Raw genomic sequence first — 16,639 nt, forward strand, 5'->3', positions numbered from 1 at the left:
TCGCAATCCGCGAAGGTGGCCGTACAGTTGGTGCTGGTGTTGTAGCTAAAATCTTCGCTTAATAGCATTTAGATTTTTGCACACTCTTCATTAGAAGAACTGCATAAGAAAAGGGAAGCTTCGGCTTCCCTTTTATTTTTCCACTTTCCACCACTTTTTTTGCTTTCCCTTAGTATAATCCCCGTTCCTTGTCGTTCTACTTTTGTTACACAACTTTTCTTCGAATGCTCTGCACAAATATATTCCGATTATTTTTCCAACACCACTTGCATACTAAAACGTGATCTGTATAATGCATCGCACTGGCTAACGCCGGTTTGTGAACCAATGAGCACTGAGGAGTAGGTCTTACCTAGTAATGTATACTCAGCTTATGTTCGCGGTTAATAAAAATAGTAAACCTTGTGTTTACTTCAAAAGTTAACTGACAATGCGTCCTAATCTTGGATGCTACGGTTTCACATAAATCAATCGGCATTCTCTCGTTCTTTCGAGCTTGAGTGGCGATATTGTTTGTGTAATTTTTAATAATTGGAGCTCTGTCTCATGCAGAACCAACGTATTCGTATCCGCCTTAAAGCGTTTGATTACAAGCTAATCGATGCTTCAACTGCGGAAATCGTTGAAACAGCAAAACGTACTGGCGCACAGGTTCGTGGTCCTATTCCACTTCCTACTCGTAAAGAGCGTTTCACTGTTCTTACCTCTCCACACGTCAACAAAGATGCACGTGATCAGTACGAAATTCGTACTCACAAGCGTTTGATCGACATCGTTGAGCCAACAGATAAAACTGTTGATGCTCTAATGCGTCTTGATCTTGCAGCTGGCGTTGATGTTCAAATCAGCCTAGGTTAAGGGAGATAAGAATAATGATTGGTCTAGTCGGACGTAAAGTGGGTATGACCCGCGTATTTACTGAAGAAGGCGTTTCTATCCCAGTAACTGTTGTTGAGGTTGAAGCGAACCGTATTTCTCAAGTTAAAACTCTTGAGACAGACGGCTACGCAGCAATCCAAGTAACTACTGGTGCTAAGAAAGCTAACCGTGTAACTAAACCTGAAGCTGGTCACTTCGCGAAAGCGGGTGTTGAAGCAGGTCGCGGTCTTTGGGAATTCCGTTTAGAAAACGGCGAAGAGTTTGAAGTTGGCGCTGAGCTAAACGTAGAACTTTTCAACGAAATTAAAAAAGTAGACGTTACTGGTACATCTAAAGGTAAAGGCTTCCAAGGCGCTATCAAGCGTTGGAACTTCTCTACTCAAGATATGACTCACGGTAACTCTTTGTCTCACCGCGCACCGGGTTCAATTGGCCAATGTCAAACTCCAGGCCGCGTGTTTAAAGGCAAGAAAATGGCAGGTCACATGGGTGCTGAGCGTGTAACGACTCAAAACCTAGAGATCGTACGTGTTGACGCTGAGCGCAATCTACTCCTTATTAAAGGTGCAGTACCAGGCTCAACAGGCGGTAACGTGATCGTAAAACCTGCTGTTAAAGCATAACGTCTAGGAGTAAGTAATGGAATTGATGGTTAAAGGTGCTGATGCACTAACTGTTTCCGAGACTACTTTCGGACGTGACTTTAACGAAGCTCTAGTACACCAAGTAGTTGTTGCGTATGCAGCAGGTGCTCGTCAAGGTACTCGTGCTCAAAAGACTCGTTCTGAAGTATCAGGCGGCGGTGCTAAGCCATGGCGCCAAAAAGGTACTGGCCGTGCACGTGCTGGTACAATTCGTAGCCCAATCTGGCGTACAGGTGGTGTTACTTTTGCTGCGAAACCACAAGATCACAGCCAAAAAGTTAACAAGAAAATGTACCGCGGTGCTATGAAAAGCATTCTTTCTGAGTTGATTCGTCAAGAGCGTCTAATCGTTGTTGATAACTTCTCTGTAGAAGCACCAAAAACAAAAGAACTTGTAGCTAAGCTTAAAGAGCTTGAGCTAAATGACGTTCTGATTGTGACTGGCGAAGTAGATGAAAATCTATTCTTAGCTGCTCGTAACCTATACAAAGTAGATGCACGTGATGTTGCTGGTGTTGATCCAGTATCACTAATCGCTTTCGACAAGGTTCTGATGACTGCTGATGCAGTTAAGCAAGTTGAGGAGATGCTAGCATGATCACTGAAGAGCGTATCTTAAAAGTTCTACGTGCTCCGCACATCTCTGAAAAAGCAACTATGGCAGCTGAGAAAGCGAACACTATCGTTTTCAAAGTAGCTAAAGATGCAACTAAGAAAGAGATCAAAGCAGCTGTAGAAAAGCTATTTGAAGTTGAAGTTAAGTCTGTAAATACTCTTGTATTAAAGGGTAAGACCAAACGTCAAGGTATGCGTGAAGGCCGTCGTTCAGACGTTAAGAAAGCCTACGTTACTTTGAAAGAAGGTCAAGATCTTGACTTCGTTGGCGGCGCGGAATAACAGGAGTAGTAAAAATGGCTATTGTTAAATGTAAGCCGACTTCCCCTGGTCGTCGTCACGTCGTTAAAGTTGTTAACGCTGACCTGCACAAGGGTAAGCCATACGCACCACTTCTAGAGAAAAACTCTAAGAACGGTGGTCGTAACAACAACGGTCGTATTACAGTACGTCACATCGGTGGTGGTCATAAACACCATTACCGTCTGGTTGACTTCAAACGTACTAAAGATGGCATCCCAGCGAAAGTTGAGCGTCTAGAATACGATCCAAACCGTAGTGCTAACATCGCTCTAGTTCTGTACGCAGACGGTGAGCGTCGTTACATCATTGCACCTAAAGGTGTTAACGCAGGCGACCAGATTCAATCTGGCGTAGATGCTGCAATCAAAGCAGGTAACACTCTGCCGATGCGCAACATCCCAGTAGGTTCTACTGTACACTGTGTTGAACTTAAGCCTGGTAAAGGTGCACAACTAGCTCGTTCGGCTGGTGCTTATGCTCAAATCATCGCTCGCGATGGTGCATACGTAACTATCCGTCTACGTTCTGGTGAAATGCGCAAAGTTCTTTCTGAAGGTCGTGCAACGATCGGTGAAGTTGGTAACTCTGAGCATATGCTACGTGAACTTGGTAAAGCTGGTGCTTCACGCTGGCGCGGCGTACGTCCAACCGTACGTGGTGTAGTAATGAACCCGGTGGATCACCCACATGGTGGTGGTGAAGGCCGCACATCTGGTGGTCGTCACCCAGTTTCTCCTTGGGGCGTTCCTACTAAGGGCTTCAAGACTCGTAAGAACAAGCGCACTGACAAGTACATCGTACGTCGTCGCACTAAATAATTTATAAAGAGGAATCGCCATGCCACGTTCTCTCAAGAAAGGTCCTTTTATTGACCTACACTTGCTGAAGAAGGTAGAGAAAGCGGTGGAAAGCGGAGACAAAAAGCCTATTAAGACTTGGTCCCGTCGCTCAATGATCATCCCAACAATGATTGGTTTGACCATCGCTGTCCATAATGGTCGTCAGCACGTCCCAGTTTTCGTTACCGAAGAAATGATCGGTCACAAACTAGGCGAATTTGCACCAACTCGTACTTATCGCGGTCATGCTGCAGATAAGAAAGCTAAGAAGAAATAAGGAGTAGATGATGGAAGCTTTAGCTAAACATAACTTTGCTCGTATTTCTCCACAGAAAGCTCGCTTAGTTGCAGACCAAATTCGCGGTAAGTCGGTAGACCAGGCTCTAGAAATTCTAACTTTCAGCAACAAAAAAGCTGCTGTTTTAGTTAAGAAAGTTCTTGAGTCAGCTATCGCTAACGCGGAACATAACGAAGGTGCAGATATCGACGATCTAAATGTCGCTAAAATCTTCGTAGATGAGGGCCCTATCATGAAGCGTATTATGCCTCGTGCTAAAGGTCGTGCGGATCGTATCTTGAAGCGTTCAAGCCACATCACTATTGTTGTAGCAGATCGCTAAAGACTAGGAGAGTAAGCAATGGGTCAGAAAGTACATCCTAATGGTATTCGTCTTGGCATCGTCAAGCCTTGGAATGCTACATGGTTTGCTAATACCAACGAATTCGCTGACAACCTAGACGGCGACTTCAAGGTACGTCAGTTCCTTACCAAGGAACTACAAAAAGCATCATTATCTCGTATCGTTATCGAGCGTCCAGCGAAGAGCATCCGTGTGACTATTCACACAGCTCGTCCTGGCGTTGTTATCGGTAAGAAAGGTGAAGACGTAGAGAAGCTACGCGCAGCTGTAGCTAAAATCGCAGGTGTACCAGCGCAAATTAACATCGCTGAAGTACGTAAGCCTGAGCTAGATGGTCAGCTTGTAGCTGATAGCATCGCGTCTCAACTAGAGCGTCGTGTTATGTTCCGTCGTGCAATGAAGCGTGCGGTACAAAATGCTATGCGTCTAGGCGCTAAAGGCATCAAAGTACAAGTAGGCGGCCGTCTTGGCGGTGCTGAAATCGCACGTTCAGAGTGGTACCGTGAAGGCCGTGTGCCTCTACACACTCTACGTGCAGACATTGATTACGCAACTTCTTCGGCTCACACTCAATACGGTGTGATCGGCATTAAAGTTTGGATCTTCAAAGGTGAGATTCTAGGCGGTATGCCAGCTGCTAACGCAGTAGAGCCAAAAGGCGATAAGCCTAAGAAGCAGCGTAAAGGCCGTAAGTAAGGAGTCGAACGATGCTACAACCAAAACGTACTAAGTTCCGCAAGGTTATGACTGGTCGTAACCGTGGTCTAGCTAAAGGTACTGAAGTAAGCTTCGGCGAATTCGGTCTTAAAGCTGTTGGCCGTGGTCGCCTGACTGCACGTCAAATCGAAGCGGCACGTCGTGCTATGACACGTCACATTAAGCGTCAAGGTCAAATCTGGATCCGTGTGTTCCCAGACAAACCGATTACTGAAAAGCCTCTTGAAGTTCGTCAAGGTAAAGGTAAAGGTTCAGTTGCGTACTGGGTTGCTCAAATCCAACCAGGCAAAGTTATGTACGAGATGAATGGCGTACCTGAAGAGTTGGCACGTGAAGCGTTCCGCCTAGCGGCACGTAAACTGCCTGTTAAAACTACTTTTGTAACTAAGCAGGTGATGTGATGAAAGCACAAGATCTACGCGAAAAGAACGTTGAAGAGCTTAACGCTGAGCTATTGAATTTGCTACGTGAACAGTTCAACTTGCGCATGCAAGCTGCAACTGGTCAACTACAGCAAACTCATACTCTAAAAGCTGTACGCCGTGACATCGCACGTGTGAAAACTGTTTTGACTGAAAAGGCAGGCGCATAATGAGCGAAACTAACCGCATCCAGCAAGGCCGTGTAGTAAGTGACAAGATGGACAAGTCTATCGTTGTTGCTATTGAGCGTACTGTAAAACACCCGATTTACGGTAAGTTCATCAAACGCACGACTAAAGTACACGCACACGACGAAGACAACACTTGTGGCCTAGGCGACAAAGTTGAAATCGCTGAGTGTCGTCCTCTGTCTAAGACTAAGTCTTGGACATTGGTTAAAGTTCTAGAAAAAGCGAAGATTTAATCTTTGTAATTCTATAACTTATAAGCGGCTCCAAATAATTTTTTGGAGCCGCTTGTTTTTTGTCTACCCAATTTAAAAAAAGGGTGGTACAATTCGCGTCCCTTTTAAAGAGGCAGCCCGACCCGAGAGGGTCTAGTTTTAATATTTAGCGGAGCACTAACAATGATCCAGATGCAAAGTACACTTGACGCAGCAGATAACTCTGGCGCGCGCAAGGTAATGTGTATTAAGGTTCTGGGTGGCTCTCACCGCCGTTATGCACATATCGGTGACGTCATCAAGGTTACAGTGAAGGAAGCGATTCCTCGCGGTAAAGTAAAGAAAGGTGATGTTCTGAAGGCGGTAGTAGTGCGCACCCGTAAAGGCGTTCGTCGCCCAGACGGTTCTGTCATTCGCTTCGACAGTAATGCTTGTGTATTGTTAAATGACACTACTGAGCAACCAGTCGGCACACGTATCTTTGGTCCTGTGACTCGTGAACTTCGTAACGCGAAATTCATGAAGATTGTATCACTTGCACCTGAAGTTCTGTAAGGAGCGGCAACATGGCAGCTAAAATCCGTCGTAATGACGAAGTAATCATTCTTGCTGGTAAAGATAAAGGCAAGAAAGGTAAAGTAACTAAGGTTCTGACAACTGGTAAAGTTGTTGTTGAAGGCATCAATCTTGTTAAAAAACACCAAAAGCCGGTTCCGGCTCTAGGTCAACAAGGTGGCATCGTTGAACAAGAAGCAGCTATTGATGCTTCTAACGTTGCAGTCTTTAACGCGGCTACTGGTAAAGCAGACCGTATCGGTTTCCGTATCGAAGATGGCAAGAAAGTTCGTTTCTTCAAATCTAACGGCGAAACTGTTTCTAACTAATTAGAAGTAATTTGGAGTTCTACTATGGCGAAACTGCATGATTACTACAAGTCGTCTGTAGTCGCTGAGCTTACCAAAGAGTTCAGCTACACAAGCGTCATGCAAGTCCCTAGGATTGAGAAAATCACCCTAAACATGGGCGTTGGTGAAGCAATCAACGATAAGAAACTGCTAGAAAACGCAGCATCTGATATGGCAACGATCTCTGGTCAAAAGCCTCTTATCACGAAAGCGCGTAAATCTGTAGCTGGTTTCAAAATTCGTGAAGGCTACCCAATTGGTTGTAAAGTAACCTTGCGTGGTGAGCGCATGTGGGAATTTTTAGAGCGTTTAATCTCTATCGCACTTCCACGTGTACGTGATTTCCGTGGTGTTAGCGCTAAGTCTTTTGACGGACGCGGTAACTACAGCATGGGCGTTCGCGAGCAAATCATCTTTCCGGAAATCGACTACGATAAAGTCGATCGTGTCCGCGGTCTTGATATTACTATCACGACATCTGCGGGATCCGATGAGGAAGGCCGAGCTCTGCTGGCTGCCTTTAACTTCCCATTCCGTAAGTAAGGGTAGGGTTACTGTTATGGCTAAACAATCAATGAAAGCACGTGAAGCTAAACGTGCAAAACTAGTAGTTAAGTTCGCTGAAAAGCGTTCTGCGCTAAAAGTTATCATTAGCGATGTAAACGCATCTGAAGAAGATCGTTGGAATGCGGTTCTTAAACTGCAATCTCTTCCACGTGATTCAAGTGCATCACGTCAGCGCAACCGTTGCAACCAAACTGGTCGTCCACACGGTTACCTACGTAAATTCGGTCTAAGCCGTATTAAGGTTCGCGAAGCTTGCATGAAAGGCGAGATTCCGGGTCTTCGTAAGGCTAGCTGGTAATTGCCACTTAATCATTTGGAGTAAATCTTATGAGCATGCAAGATCCGATTTCGGATATGCTGACCCGCGTTCGTAACGGTCAGGCAGCAAATAAAGTTGCTGTAAAAATGCCTTCTTCAAAGCTTAAAGTTGCAATTGCTGCATTACTTAAAGCTGAAGGTTACATCGTAGACTTCGCTGTTGACAGCGAAGCAAAACCTGAGCTAGAAGTTACTCTTAAGTACTTCCAAGCTAAACCTGTAATCGAGCAAATCAAGCGCGTATCACGTCCTGGTCTAAGAGTTTATAAAAATAAAGACTCTTTACCTACAGTGATGGGTGGTCTTGGTATTGCAGTTGTTTCTACTTCCAAGGGTCTGATGTCTGACCGTGCTGCTCGTAAAGCAGGTCTTGGCGGTGAAATCATCTGTTACGTAGCTTAAGGAGTAGATTATGTCTCGTGTTGCTAAAGCACCTGTCGCTATTCCAGCTGGCGTAGAGGTGAAACTAAACGGCCAAGAAGTTACTGTAAAAGGTAGCAAAGGTGAGCTTACTCGCGTTCTTAACAGCGCCGTAGTTATTGCACAGGAAGAAAACAACCTAACTTTCGGTCCGAAAGAAGGTGTTACTAACGCATGGGCACAAGCTGGTACAGCTCGCGCTCTAGTTAATAACATGGTTGTGGGTGTTACTGAGGGCTTCACTAAGAAGCTAACTCTTAAGGGTGTTGGTTACCGTGCTGCTATGAAAGGCAACGCTGTAGGTCTAACTCTTGGTTTTTCTCACCCAGTAGAGCACGCTCTACCTGAAGGTATTAAAGCTGAGTGCCCTAGCCAAACTGAGATCGTTATTACTGGTTGCGATAAGCAAGTAGTAGGTCAAGTTGCGGCTGACATTCGTTCTTACCGTGCTCCTGAGCCTTACAAAGGCAAAGGTGTTCGTTACGCAGATGAAAATGTGCGTACTAAAGAAGCTAAGAAGAAGTAAGGTATCACTATGGATAAGAAAGCATCTCGCATCCGTCGTGCTACACGTGCACGTCGTAAGATTGCAGAACTTGGTGCAACTCGCCTGGTAGTACATCGTACTCCTCGCCATGTTTACGCTCAAGTTATCTCGGCAAACGGCTCTGAGGTTATCGCAGCTGCTTCTACTGTAGAAAAAGCGATCCGTGAGCAAGTTAAGAACACTGGTAACGTCGATGCAGCTAAAGCAGTTGGTAAAGCTGTTGCTGAGCGCGCTCTTGAAAAAGGCGTAGCTTCAGTTGCATTTGACCGTTCTGGTTTCCAATACCACGGTCGAGTAGCGGCGCTAGCAGAATCTGCTCGCGAAGCTGGTCTGAAATTCTAAGGTAGGGTTGGAAGATGGCTAAAGAACAACAACAAGCTAATGATTTGCAAGAAAAGCTGATCGCTGTTAACCGTGTATCTAAGACGGTTAAAGGTGGTCGAATCATGAGCTTCACTGCACTAACAGTAGTTGGTGACGGTAATGGTCGCGTAGGTTTCGGTTACGGCAAAGCTCGTGAAGTACCTGCAGCGATTCAAAAAGCAATGGAAAAAGCGCGTCGTAACATGGTTACTGTTGCGCTTAACGAAGGCACTCTTCACCACCCGGTGAAAGGTCGTCATTCGGGCTCTAAAGTTTACATGCAGCCAGCTGCTGAAGGTACAGGTGTTATTGCCGGTGGTGCAATGCGTGCCGTACTTGAAGTTGCAGGCGTACATAACGTTCTTTCTAAAGCATACGGTTCAACGAACCCAATCAACGTTGTTCGCGCAACGATTGGTGCTCTAGTAGACGTTAAGTCACCAGAAATGGTTGCTGCTAAACGTGGTCTAACTGTTGAATCTATTTCGGAGTAAGCACACGATGGCAACTATTAAAGTAACTCAAACTAAAAGCTCAATTGGTCGCCTACCTAAGCACAAAGCGTGTCTTAAAGGTCTAGGTCTTCGTCGCATCAACCATACAGTAGAACTTGAAGATACTCCGTGCGTACGCGGTATGATCAACAAGGTTTACTACATGGTTAAGATTGAGGAGTAATCAGAATGCGTTTGAATACTCTATCACCGGCTGCTGGCTCTAAACCTTCTAAGAAGCGTGTAGGTCGTGGTATCGGTTCTGGCCTTGGTAAAACAGGTGGCCGCGGTCACAAAGGTCAAAAGTCACGTTCTGGCGGCTCTGTTCGTCCAGGTTTTGAAGGCGGTCAAATGCCTCTAAAACAACGTCTACCTAAATTCGGTTTCACTTCTCGTAAGAGCCTAGTGTCTGCTGAAGTTCGTCTAGCTGAGCTAGCGAAAGTAACAGGTGACGTAGTTGATCTTAACAGCCTTAAAGCTGCTAACGTTATCACTAAGAACATCGAGTTTGTTAAGATCGTTCTTTCTGGTGACCTAAGCAAAGCTGTGACTGTTAAAGGTCTACGCGTGACTAAAGGCGCTAAAGCTGCAATCGAAGCTGCAGGCGGTAAAATCGAGGAATAATCTCGAGGAACGAGGTACAGATGGCTAAGAAACCAGGAAAAGATTTTCGTAGTGCTCAGAGCGGCTTAAGTGAACTAAAGTCGCGCTTATTATTCGTAATTGGTGCACTTTTAGTATTCCGAGCCGGCTCTTTTGTGCCGATCCCTGGTATTGACGCAGCTGTACTTGCCGATTTGTTCGATCAGCAAAAAGGTACCATCGTAGAAATGTTTAACATGTTCTCCGGTGGTGCTCTTGAGCGTGCATCTATATTAGCATTGGGTATCATGCCGTACATTTCGGCATCGATCGTAGTCCAATTGCTAACTGTAGTTCATCCAGCGTTAGCGGAACTCAAAAAAGAGGGTGAAGCAGGCCGTCGTAAGATAAGCCAATATACACGCTACGGCACGCTTGTACTTGCAACATTCCAAGCTATTGGTATCGCAACAGGCTTACCAAACATGGTCGACAATCTGGTTGTTATCAACCAAACCATGTTTACGCTTATTGCTACCGTGAGTTTAGTAACTGGTACCATGTTTTTGATGTGGTTAGGTGAACAAATCACTGAGCGAGGAATCGGTAATGGTATTTCCATTCTGATTTTTGCAGGTATTGTTGCTGGATTGCCTTCTGCAATCGGTCAAACAATCGAGCAAGCGCGTCAAGGTGAATTGCATGTGCTTCTTCTGTTGTTTATCGCGGTATTGTCTTTTGCTGTAATTTACTTCGTAGTTTTCATGGAACGTGGTCAACGTCGTATCGTCGTTAACTATGCGAAGCGTCAACAAGGTCGTAAAGTTTTTGCAGCTCAAAGCTCTCACTTGCCTCTTAAGATTAATATGGCAGGTGTTATTCCAGCGATTTTTGCATCAAGTATTATTTTGTTCCCAGGAACATTAGCACAATGGTTTGGTCAAAATGGTGAAAGCAGCGCGTTCGGTTGGTTAACTGACGTGTCATTAGCTCTTAGCCCAGGTCAACCTTTGTATGTAATGCTTTATGCAGCAGCTATAATCTTCTTCTGTTTCTTCTATACAGCGTTGGTGTTTAACCCGCGTGAAACAGCTGATAATTTGAAGAAGTCTGGTGCATTCGTACCCGGTATCCGCCCAGGTGAGCAGACAGCGAAATATATCGATAAAGTGATGACTAGGCTAACCCTTGCGGGCGCTCTATACATTACTTTTATATGTCTGATTCCTGAATTCATGATGGTCGCGTGGAACGTTCGTTTCTACTTCGGCGGCACATCACTACTAATCGTAGTGGTAGTTATCATGGATTTCATGGCACAGGTACAGACTCATCTGATGTCACAACAGTATGATTCTGTGTTAAAGAAAGCGAATCTGAAAGGTTACGGCCGTTAATTCGGTAGTAATTATTTCGATTCCATTTACGGAGTTTAGCAATGAAAGTTCGTGCTTCCGTTAAAAAAATCTGCCGTAACTGTAAAGTTATCAAGCGTAACGGTGTCGTTCGCGTGATTTGCAGTGAGCCAAAGCATAAGCAACGCCAAGGCTAATCAGCAGAAATTTTTACTTGAAATACTAGGTAGAGTCGAGTATATTCCTCGGCCTACCTTTTGCGTGCAAAAGAAGTAGTATGCCGCAGCGTATCCATAACGGGCTTTGCTGCGGATAATTCTTTTATGAACCCCCTTAGGAGTGAATAATGGCCCGTATAGCCGGCATTAACATTCCTGATCATAAGCATTCTGTAATTGCACTTACTGCAATCTACGGTATTGGCAAAACTCGCTCTCAAGCTATTCTAGCTGAAGTGGGTATTGCTGAAGATGCTAAGATCAGTGAACTAACTGAAGAGCAGATCGATCAACTGCGTGATGGTGTAGCTAAATACACTGTAGAAGGTGATCTACGTCGTGAAGTATCGATGAACATCAAGCGTCTTATGGACCTTGGCTGTTACCGCGGTCTTCGTCATCGTCGCAGTCTACCACTACGTGGACAGCGTACTAAAACCAACGCTCGCACCCGTAAGGGTCCGCGCAAGCCGATCAAGAAATAGTCGGATAAGGTAGAGTACAATGGCAAAACAACCAACTCGCGCGCGTAAGCGCGTACGCAAGCAAGTAGCTGATGGCGTAGCGCACATTCATGCTTCTTTCAACAACACAATCGTAACTATCACTGACCGTCAAGGCAACGCTCTTGCATGGGCTACAGCAGGTGGTTCAGGTTTCCGTGGTTCTCGTAAATCTACTCCGTTCGCAGCACAAGTTGCAGCTGAGCGTTGTGGTGAAATGGCTAAAGAATATGGCCTAAAGAACTTGGAAGTTATGGTTAAGGGTCCAGGTCCAGGTCGCGAATCTACTGTTCGTGCACTGAACGCTGCTGGTTTCCGTATCACTAACATTGTTGATGCGACACCAATCCCTCATAACGGTTGTCGTCCACCTAAGAAACGTCGCGTTTAAGTTTCGTTTCTAGGAATATTGGAGAAAGATCATGGCAAGATATTTGGGTCCTAAGCTGAAGCTTAGCCGTCGCGAAGGTACTGACTTATTCCTTAAGTCTGGTGTCCGTGCGATCGATACCAAGTGTAAAATTGATAACGCACCAGGTGTACACGGCGCTCGTCGCGGTCGTCTATCTGAGTATGGCGTTCAGCTTCGTGAGAAGCAAAAAGTTCGTCGTATTTACGGCGTTCTAGAAAAACAATTCCGCAACTACTACAAAGAAGCTGCACGTCTTAAAGGCAACACAGGTGCAAACCTGCTTCAGCTTCTTGAAGGTCGTCTTGATAACGTAGTTTACCGTATGGGCTTTGGCGCTACTCGTGCTGAATCTCGTCAACTAGTTAGCCATAAGTCTATTCTAGTTAACGGTAAAGTTGTAAACGTTCCTTCTTTCAAAGTAGCGGCAAACGACGTTGTTTCTATCCGCGAGAAAGCTAAACAGCAATCTCGTATTAAAGCAGCTCTAGAAGTTGCTGAACAACGTGAAAAGCCAACTTGGATTGAAGTAGATGCTGGCAAAATGGAAGGTACATTCAAGCGTATGCCTGAGCGTTCTGACCTATCAGCTGACATCAATGAACACTTGATCGTCGAACTTTACTCTAAGTAAGGTTAAAAAAAGAGAGGACACAATGCAGGGTTCTGTAACAGAATTTCTTAAGCCGCGTCTTGTTGACATTGAACAGATCAATACGACACACGCGAAAGTAACTCTTGAGCCATTAGAGCGCGGTTTCGGCCATACTCTAGGTAATGCTCTTCGCCGCATTCTTCTATCTTCTATGCCGGGTTGTGCCGTAACAGAAGTTGAAATCGAAGGTGTGCTACACGAATACAGCACTAAAGAAGGCGTTCAGGAAGATATCCTGGAAATCCTTCTAAACCTTAAAGGTTTAGCTGTACGCGTTGCTGAAGGCAAAGATGAAGTGTTTATTACACTGAACAAATCAGGCTCAGGCCCTGTTGTTGCAGGTGACATCACCCACGATGGTGATGTAGAGATCGCTAACCCTGAGCACGTAATTTGTCACCTAACGGATGACAACGCTGAGATCGCTATGCGTATCAAAGTAGAACGTGGTCGTGGTTACGTTCCAGCTTCAGCTCGTATCCATACTGAAGAAGATGAGCGTCCAATCGGTCGTCTACTTGTTGACGCTACTTACAGCCCGGTCGATAAAATCGCCTATGCTGTTGAAGCGGCACGTGTAGAACAACGTACTGACTTAGACAAGCTTGTTATCGATATGGAAACGAACGGTACTCTAGAACCTGAGGAAGCAATCCGTCGTGCAGCTACTATTTTAGCTGAACAACTGGATGCGTTCGTAGATCTTCGTGATGTACGTGTACCTGAGGAGAAGGAAGAGAAGCCAGAATTCGATCCTATCCTACTACGTCCTGTAGACGATCTTGAACTAACAGTTCGCTCTGCTAACTGTTTGAAAGCAGAAGCGATTCACTACATCGGTGATCTTGTACAGCGCACTGAGGTTGAGCTACTTAAAACGCCAAACCTTGGTAAGAAATCTCTTACAGAGATTAAAGATGTGCTTGCTTCACGTGGTCTTTCTCTAGGCATGCGCCTAGAAAACTGGCCACCAGCGTCAATCGCTGAAGATTAATCGAAAAGTTAGAAGGATTAGGTCATGCGCCATCGTAAAAGTGGTCGTCAACTCAACCGCAACAGCAGTCATCGCAAAGCGATGTTCAGCAACATGGCTAGCTCTCTTGTTCGTCACGAAGTTATTAAAACTACCGTGCCTAAAGCAAAAGAACTACGTCGCGTAATTGAGCCATTGATTACCCTAGCTAAGACAGACAGTGTTGCTAACCGTCGTCTTGCATTTGCTCGCACTCGTGATAACGAAGTTGTGGCAAAACTATTTAATGAACTAGGCCCGCGTTTCGCGGCTCGCCAAGGTGGTTACACTCGCATTCTTAAATGTGGTTTCCGTACTGGTGATAAAGCTCCAATGGCTTACATTGAGCTTGTAGACCGCCCAGCTGCTGAAGAAGCTGCTGAGTAATCTATACTAGATTCTTAATACAAAAGCCGAGCATTAGCTCGGCTTTTTTGTATCTGTAGAATTAGGAGACCCACATAAGAATTGCACCACGATATTTGGCACTTTTCTTTACCTTCTCTGCTCCATTTCTCAATAATATCTCGTATCTCGTATCTCGTATCTCGTATCTCGTATCTCGTATCTCGTATCTCTTTTGTTCAACGCACAAAAAAGAGCACCGAAGCGCCCTTTAAGCATTTTAAATCAATTATTAATCACTGCTTATTACAGCCAAATAGCTTCGAGTGAATCAACGAGACCGCTTGTTGCGCCTTGTGACTCTAGCCCTTGAATAATGATTGGTGCAAATGCAGCAACCATTGATGAATCCATACCTAATCCTGAAAATGCATTTTCAACAGATGTTTTTGAGTCCAATACTGACGTTAAACCGGTAGAACCAAGCGTCGACATTCCAGGGAAAAGCATTTCGAGCTCTTGGTTGTCAAAGTTATCAAGGGTATTCTGGGCAAGAGCTAGCATGGAGCCTACTCCACCTATAGCTTGCTCATTTGTTACAGATTCTTTGTCACTTAGGGAATTAGCAAGGGTGCTCGTAAATGGTGTTGCTTCATTTTTTTGAGACCACATGTCTACAGCGGTCATAAGGGCTGTTTGTGATAGTTGGGAATAGTTAATATCAGAAGTTGAACTAACTTGTTCTGACTCGCTAGTACTAGCGCAAGATACCACAGCAAGGCTGCTTAAAACGGTGATGAGTACTTTCTTCATTATTCGTCCTTAAGTAATAAAGTAATTTATTCTTTCACTATAAACGAAAAACGGCGATGTAGTCACATCGCCGTTGAGCTAATTCAGTCTAATTTACCTATAGTTTTTTGTTTTACTAAAGGTTTTTATAGAAATTAAAGAATTGCTAGAAGTTCTACTTCGAATACTAGAGCAGCAAATGGTGGGATTGCAGCACCTGCGCCACGCTCACCGTATGCTAGATCTTGAGGGATGTATAGCTTCCACTTAGAGCCAACAGGCATCATTTGTAGAGCTTGTACCCAACCTTGAATTACGCCAGTTACTGGGAATTCAGCAGGTTGACCGCGAGATACAGAGCTATCGAAAACTGTACCGTCAGTTAGTTCGCCGTGGTAGTGAACGCGCACTTGCTTGTCTGCAGTTGGGATTTCGCCAGTACCTTCAGTTAGTACTTCGTACTGAAGACCAGACTCAAGAACTGTAACTTCTGAACGAAGAGCGTTGTCAGCTAGGAAAGCTTCGCCGTCAGCAGCAGCAGCTTTAGCTAGTTCTTGACGTGCAGCTTCACCACGAGTGTGTAGCTCTTGTAGTGCGTTGTTGATTTCGTCAACTTCGATAGCTGGCATGTCGCCAACTAGAGCTGTTGCGATACCAGCAGCGATTGCATCAACGTTTAGGCCTTCAAGACCAGAACCAGCAAGTTGTTGGCCCATTTGTAGACCGATACCGTAGCTAGCTTTTTGCTCTACAGTTTCAAATTTTACTTCAGACATGAAAAGTCACTCTTTTTGTCAGTACGAAAAGGGTAAGAATACCAGTATTAGCAGCCTGAATAAACGGCTAGCCTCTGATCACTTACGCTTTACCGTGTCCAAATCACAGCTATGTCAATTTTCTTGCTTTGCTCTCTGTTGTCGCGGAAAGATCTATACTGTTGGTACTTTGGTTTTTATACTGTAGTTATTCAATGTATAGGACGCAGTGGCATGAATCGTCGTCAAAAGAAAAAACAGAAAGTAGACCACTTAGCAGAGTTCAAGGACCGACTGAATCAGGTCAAAGAGAAACTAAGCTCGATCGATCTAAAGAAAATGAAAACCTCAATATTGCAAACTTGGGGATCATTGCCGAAATTACACCAGAAATTATTGATGGTGATTTCGCCGATCATATTAATCTTATTGTTTGCACCGCTACCAGAGCCTAAAGTAGACAACGCACCAGCAACATCTCGTGTTGAGCTTGAGATAAATACTGTTGGCTTAAGCGAGCAGAAAAATGCTAAAAGTAATTCTTCTGAGCCAACCAGTTGGCAAGAGTATCTTGTTAAGCAAGGAGATACGTTAGCTCAAGTGTTCCGAAATAATGATCTACCGCTGTCTGATCTTAACGCTTTGGTTCGTATTGAAGGTGCAGACAAGCCGCTTAGCCAGATTCGTAAAGGCCAGCTGGTTCGATTCAAACTAGCCGAGACTGGGCAACTAGACATTCTTCAGCTTGAGAAAGGCAATACTTCGGTGATGTTTTTCCGGTTATCAGATGGTGGCTTTGGTCGCAGTAAATAGATGAATAGTGAACCTGAGTTAAAGCACTTCACCAGACACATATAAACGATAGAAAAGAGCTAAGCATTAGCTAATGCCGTTCACTTAAGAGTGAACGGCATTTTTGTTCTTAGCATACCGTTG

At 44.8% G+C, this 16,639-nt stretch carries 31 protein-coding genes; 29 read left to right on the forward strand and 2 right to left on the reverse strand.

Annotated elements, in window-relative coordinates; genetic code table 11:
- The first annotated feature begins 546 nt into the window (after positions 1-546).
- The 28 genes from rpsJ to rplQ all read left to right on the forward strand — a co-directional run bounded on the left by rpsJ (position 547) and on the right by rplQ (position 14,198).
- A complete protein-coding gene (gene rpsJ / locus AB6D80_RS21600; protein ID WP_004736761.1) occupies positions 547-858 on the forward strand; it encodes a 30S ribosomal protein S10 in 312 nt (103 codons plus the stop codon).
- Between the two features lie 14 nt (positions 859-872).
- On the forward strand, positions 873-1,502 hold the full coding sequence (gene rplC / locus AB6D80_RS21605) for a 50S ribosomal protein L3 (protein ID WP_004736763.1): 630 nt from the start codon (positions 873-875) through the stop codon (positions 1,500-1,502).
- Positions 1,503-1,518: 16 nt separating this feature from the next.
- Entirely contained in the window at positions 1,519-2,121 is a 603-nt protein-coding gene (gene rplD, locus AB6D80_RS21610; protein ID WP_004736764.1) for a 50S ribosomal protein L4, read from the forward strand.
- Positions 2,118-2,420 carry a 50S ribosomal protein L23 gene (gene rplW / locus AB6D80_RS21615; RefSeq protein WP_004736765.1) on the forward strand — a complete coding sequence of 101 codons (303 nt, stop codon included), beginning with the start codon at positions 2,118-2,120 and terminating at the stop codon, positions 2,418-2,420. The genes rplD and rplW overlap by 4 nt, the downstream gene beginning before the upstream one ends.
- A 14-nt stretch (positions 2,421-2,434) precedes the next feature.
- A complete protein-coding gene (gene rplB, locus AB6D80_RS21620; RefSeq protein WP_012604912.1) occupies positions 2,435-3,259 on the forward strand; it encodes a 50S ribosomal protein L2 in 825 nt (274 codons plus the stop codon).
- A gap of 19 nt (positions 3,260-3,278) precedes the next feature.
- On the forward strand, positions 3,279-3,557 hold the full coding sequence (gene rpsS / locus AB6D80_RS21625; protein ID WP_004736729.1) for a 30S ribosomal protein S19: 279 nt from the start codon (positions 3,279-3,281) through the stop codon (positions 3,555-3,557).
- A 10-nt stretch (positions 3,558-3,567) separates the two neighbouring features.
- Positions 3,568-3,900 carry a 50S ribosomal protein L22 gene (rplV, locus tag AB6D80_RS21630; protein WP_004736732.1) on the forward strand — a complete coding sequence of 111 codons (333 nt, stop codon included), beginning with the start codon at positions 3,568-3,570 and terminating at the stop codon, positions 3,898-3,900.
- A gap of 18 nt (positions 3,901-3,918) precedes the next feature.
- Positions 3,919-4,617, forward strand: a complete 699-nt coding sequence (gene rpsC, locus AB6D80_RS21635) for a 30S ribosomal protein S3 (protein ID WP_004736734.1) — start codon at positions 3,919-3,921, stop codon at positions 4,615-4,617.
- An 11-nt stretch (positions 4,618-4,628) separates the two neighbouring features.
- Positions 4,629-5,039 carry a 50S ribosomal protein L16 gene (rplP, locus tag AB6D80_RS21640; RefSeq protein ID WP_004736736.1) on the forward strand — a complete coding sequence of 137 codons (411 nt, stop codon included), beginning with the start codon at positions 4,629-4,631 and terminating at the stop codon, positions 5,037-5,039.
- Entirely contained in the window at positions 5,039-5,230 is a 192-nt protein-coding gene (gene rpmC / locus AB6D80_RS21645) for a 50S ribosomal protein L29 (protein ID WP_004736737.1), read from the forward strand. The genes rplP and rpmC overlap by 1 nt, the downstream gene beginning before the upstream one ends.
- Positions 5,230-5,484, forward strand: a complete 255-nt coding sequence (rpsQ, locus tag AB6D80_RS21650; protein WP_004736739.1) for a 30S ribosomal protein S17 — start codon at positions 5,230-5,232, stop codon at positions 5,482-5,484. Before rpmC ends, rpsQ begins: the two co-directional genes overlap by 1 nt.
- Before the next feature lie 162 nt (positions 5,485-5,646).
- Entirely contained in the window at positions 5,647-6,018 is a 372-nt protein-coding gene (gene rplN, locus AB6D80_RS21655; RefSeq protein WP_004736740.1) for a 50S ribosomal protein L14, read from the forward strand.
- Between the two features lie 11 nt (positions 6,019-6,029).
- Positions 6,030-6,347, forward strand: coding sequence for a 50S ribosomal protein L24 (gene rplX / locus AB6D80_RS21660; RefSeq protein ID WP_004736742.1), 318 nt, complete (start codon positions 6,030-6,032; stop codon positions 6,345-6,347).
- A gap of 24 nt (positions 6,348-6,371) precedes the next feature.
- The gene (gene rplE / locus AB6D80_RS21665) at positions 6,372-6,911 is read left to right on the forward strand and encodes a 50S ribosomal protein L5 (RefSeq protein WP_004736744.1); all 540 of its coding nucleotides are present in this window, start codon (positions 6,372-6,374) and stop codon (positions 6,909-6,911) included.
- 16 nt (positions 6,912-6,927) lie between these two features.
- Positions 6,928-7,233 carry a 30S ribosomal protein S14 gene (gene rpsN / locus AB6D80_RS21670; protein ID WP_004736747.1) on the forward strand — a complete coding sequence of 102 codons (306 nt, stop codon included), beginning with the start codon at positions 6,928-6,930 and terminating at the stop codon, positions 7,231-7,233.
- A gap of 29 nt (positions 7,234-7,262) precedes the next feature.
- Positions 7,263-7,655, forward strand: a complete 393-nt coding sequence (gene rpsH, locus AB6D80_RS21675) for a 30S ribosomal protein S8 (RefSeq protein WP_009847785.1) — start codon at positions 7,263-7,265, stop codon at positions 7,653-7,655.
- Positions 7,656-7,665: 10 nt separating this feature from the next.
- On the forward strand, positions 7,666-8,199 hold the full coding sequence (rplF, locus tag AB6D80_RS21680; protein ID WP_009847784.1) for a 50S ribosomal protein L6: 534 nt from the start codon (positions 7,666-7,668) through the stop codon (positions 8,197-8,199).
- A gap of 9 nt (positions 8,200-8,208) precedes the next feature.
- Positions 8,209-8,562: a 50S ribosomal protein L18 gene (rplR, locus tag AB6D80_RS21685; RefSeq protein ID WP_009847783.1), complete on the forward strand. Its 354-nt coding sequence runs from the start codon at positions 8,209-8,211 to the stop codon at positions 8,560-8,562.
- Positions 8,563-8,576: 14 nt separating this feature from the next.
- Positions 8,577-9,077 (forward strand): 30S ribosomal protein S5, encoded by a 501-nt coding sequence (gene rpsE / locus AB6D80_RS21690; protein WP_004736754.1) that lies wholly within the window; start codon positions 8,577-8,579, stop codon positions 9,075-9,077.
- A 7-nt stretch (positions 9,078-9,084) separates the two neighbouring features.
- A complete protein-coding gene (gene rpmD / locus AB6D80_RS21695) occupies positions 9,085-9,261 on the forward strand; it encodes a 50S ribosomal protein L30 (protein ID WP_004736756.1) in 177 nt (58 codons plus the stop codon).
- A gap of 5 nt (positions 9,262-9,266) precedes the next feature.
- On the forward strand, positions 9,267-9,701 hold the full coding sequence (rplO, locus tag AB6D80_RS21700) for a 50S ribosomal protein L15 (protein WP_004736758.1): 435 nt from the start codon (positions 9,267-9,269) through the stop codon (positions 9,699-9,701).
- A 20-nt stretch (positions 9,702-9,721) separates the two neighbouring features.
- Positions 9,722-11,056 carry a preprotein translocase subunit SecY gene (gene secY, locus AB6D80_RS21705; RefSeq protein WP_004736759.1) on the forward strand — a complete coding sequence of 445 codons (1,335 nt, stop codon included), beginning with the start codon at positions 9,722-9,724 and terminating at the stop codon, positions 11,054-11,056.
- 41 nt (positions 11,057-11,097) lie between these two features.
- Positions 11,098-11,211 (forward strand): 50S ribosomal protein L36, encoded by a 114-nt coding sequence (rpmJ, locus tag AB6D80_RS21710; protein WP_000868186.1) that lies wholly within the window; start codon positions 11,098-11,100, stop codon positions 11,209-11,211.
- Positions 11,212-11,360: 149 nt separating this feature from the next.
- Positions 11,361-11,717 (forward strand): 30S ribosomal protein S13, encoded by a 357-nt coding sequence (gene rpsM, locus AB6D80_RS21715; RefSeq protein WP_004738779.1) that lies wholly within the window; start codon positions 11,361-11,363, stop codon positions 11,715-11,717.
- 19 nt (positions 11,718-11,736) lie between these two features.
- Entirely contained in the window at positions 11,737-12,126 is a 390-nt protein-coding gene (rpsK, locus tag AB6D80_RS21720) for a 30S ribosomal protein S11 (protein ID WP_004738778.1), read from the forward strand.
- A gap of 31 nt (positions 12,127-12,157) precedes the next feature.
- Entirely contained in the window at positions 12,158-12,778 is a 621-nt protein-coding gene (gene rpsD / locus AB6D80_RS21725) for a 30S ribosomal protein S4 (RefSeq protein ID WP_004738777.1), read from the forward strand.
- A gap of 22 nt (positions 12,779-12,800) precedes the next feature.
- Positions 12,801-13,793 carry a DNA-directed RNA polymerase subunit alpha gene (locus tag AB6D80_RS21730; RefSeq protein WP_004729813.1) on the forward strand — a complete coding sequence of 331 codons (993 nt, stop codon included), beginning with the start codon at positions 12,801-12,803 and terminating at the stop codon, positions 13,791-13,793.
- 24 nt (positions 13,794-13,817) lie between these two features.
- A complete protein-coding gene (gene rplQ, locus AB6D80_RS21735) occupies positions 13,818-14,198 on the forward strand; it encodes a 50S ribosomal protein L17 (protein WP_004729812.1) in 381 nt (126 codons plus the stop codon).
- Between the two features lie 264 nt (positions 14,199-14,462).
- Here rplQ and AB6D80_RS21740 read toward each other — a convergent pair whose 3' ends face one another.
- Together AB6D80_RS21740 and AB6D80_RS21745 are read right to left on the reverse strand one after the other, a co-directional pair.
- Positions 14,463-14,969, reverse strand: a complete 507-nt coding sequence (locus AB6D80_RS21740) for a DUF2780 domain-containing protein (RefSeq protein WP_372189570.1) — start codon at positions 14,967-14,969, stop codon at positions 14,463-14,465.
- Positions 14,970-15,103: 134 nt separating this feature from the next.
- A complete protein-coding gene (locus AB6D80_RS21745) occupies positions 15,104-15,724 on the reverse strand; it encodes an FKBP-type peptidyl-prolyl cis-trans isomerase (RefSeq protein WP_008220519.1) in 621 nt (206 codons plus the stop codon).
- Positions 15,725-15,937: 213 nt separating this feature from the next.
- Between AB6D80_RS21745 and AB6D80_RS21750 the strand changes: the two genes are divergently transcribed.
- Positions 15,938-16,516 carry a LysM-like peptidoglycan-binding domain-containing protein gene (locus tag AB6D80_RS21750; protein ID WP_372189572.1) on the forward strand — a complete coding sequence of 193 codons (579 nt, stop codon included), beginning with the start codon at positions 15,938-15,940 and terminating at the stop codon, positions 16,514-16,516.
- Positions 16,517-16,639 lie beyond the last annotated feature (123 nt).

Origin of the sequence: Vibrio sp. 10N.247.310.17 (assembly GCF_041466605.1) — a bacterium.
GTDB lineage: Bacteria > Pseudomonadota > Gammaproteobacteria > Enterobacterales > Vibrionaceae > Vibrio > Vibrio tasmaniensis_A.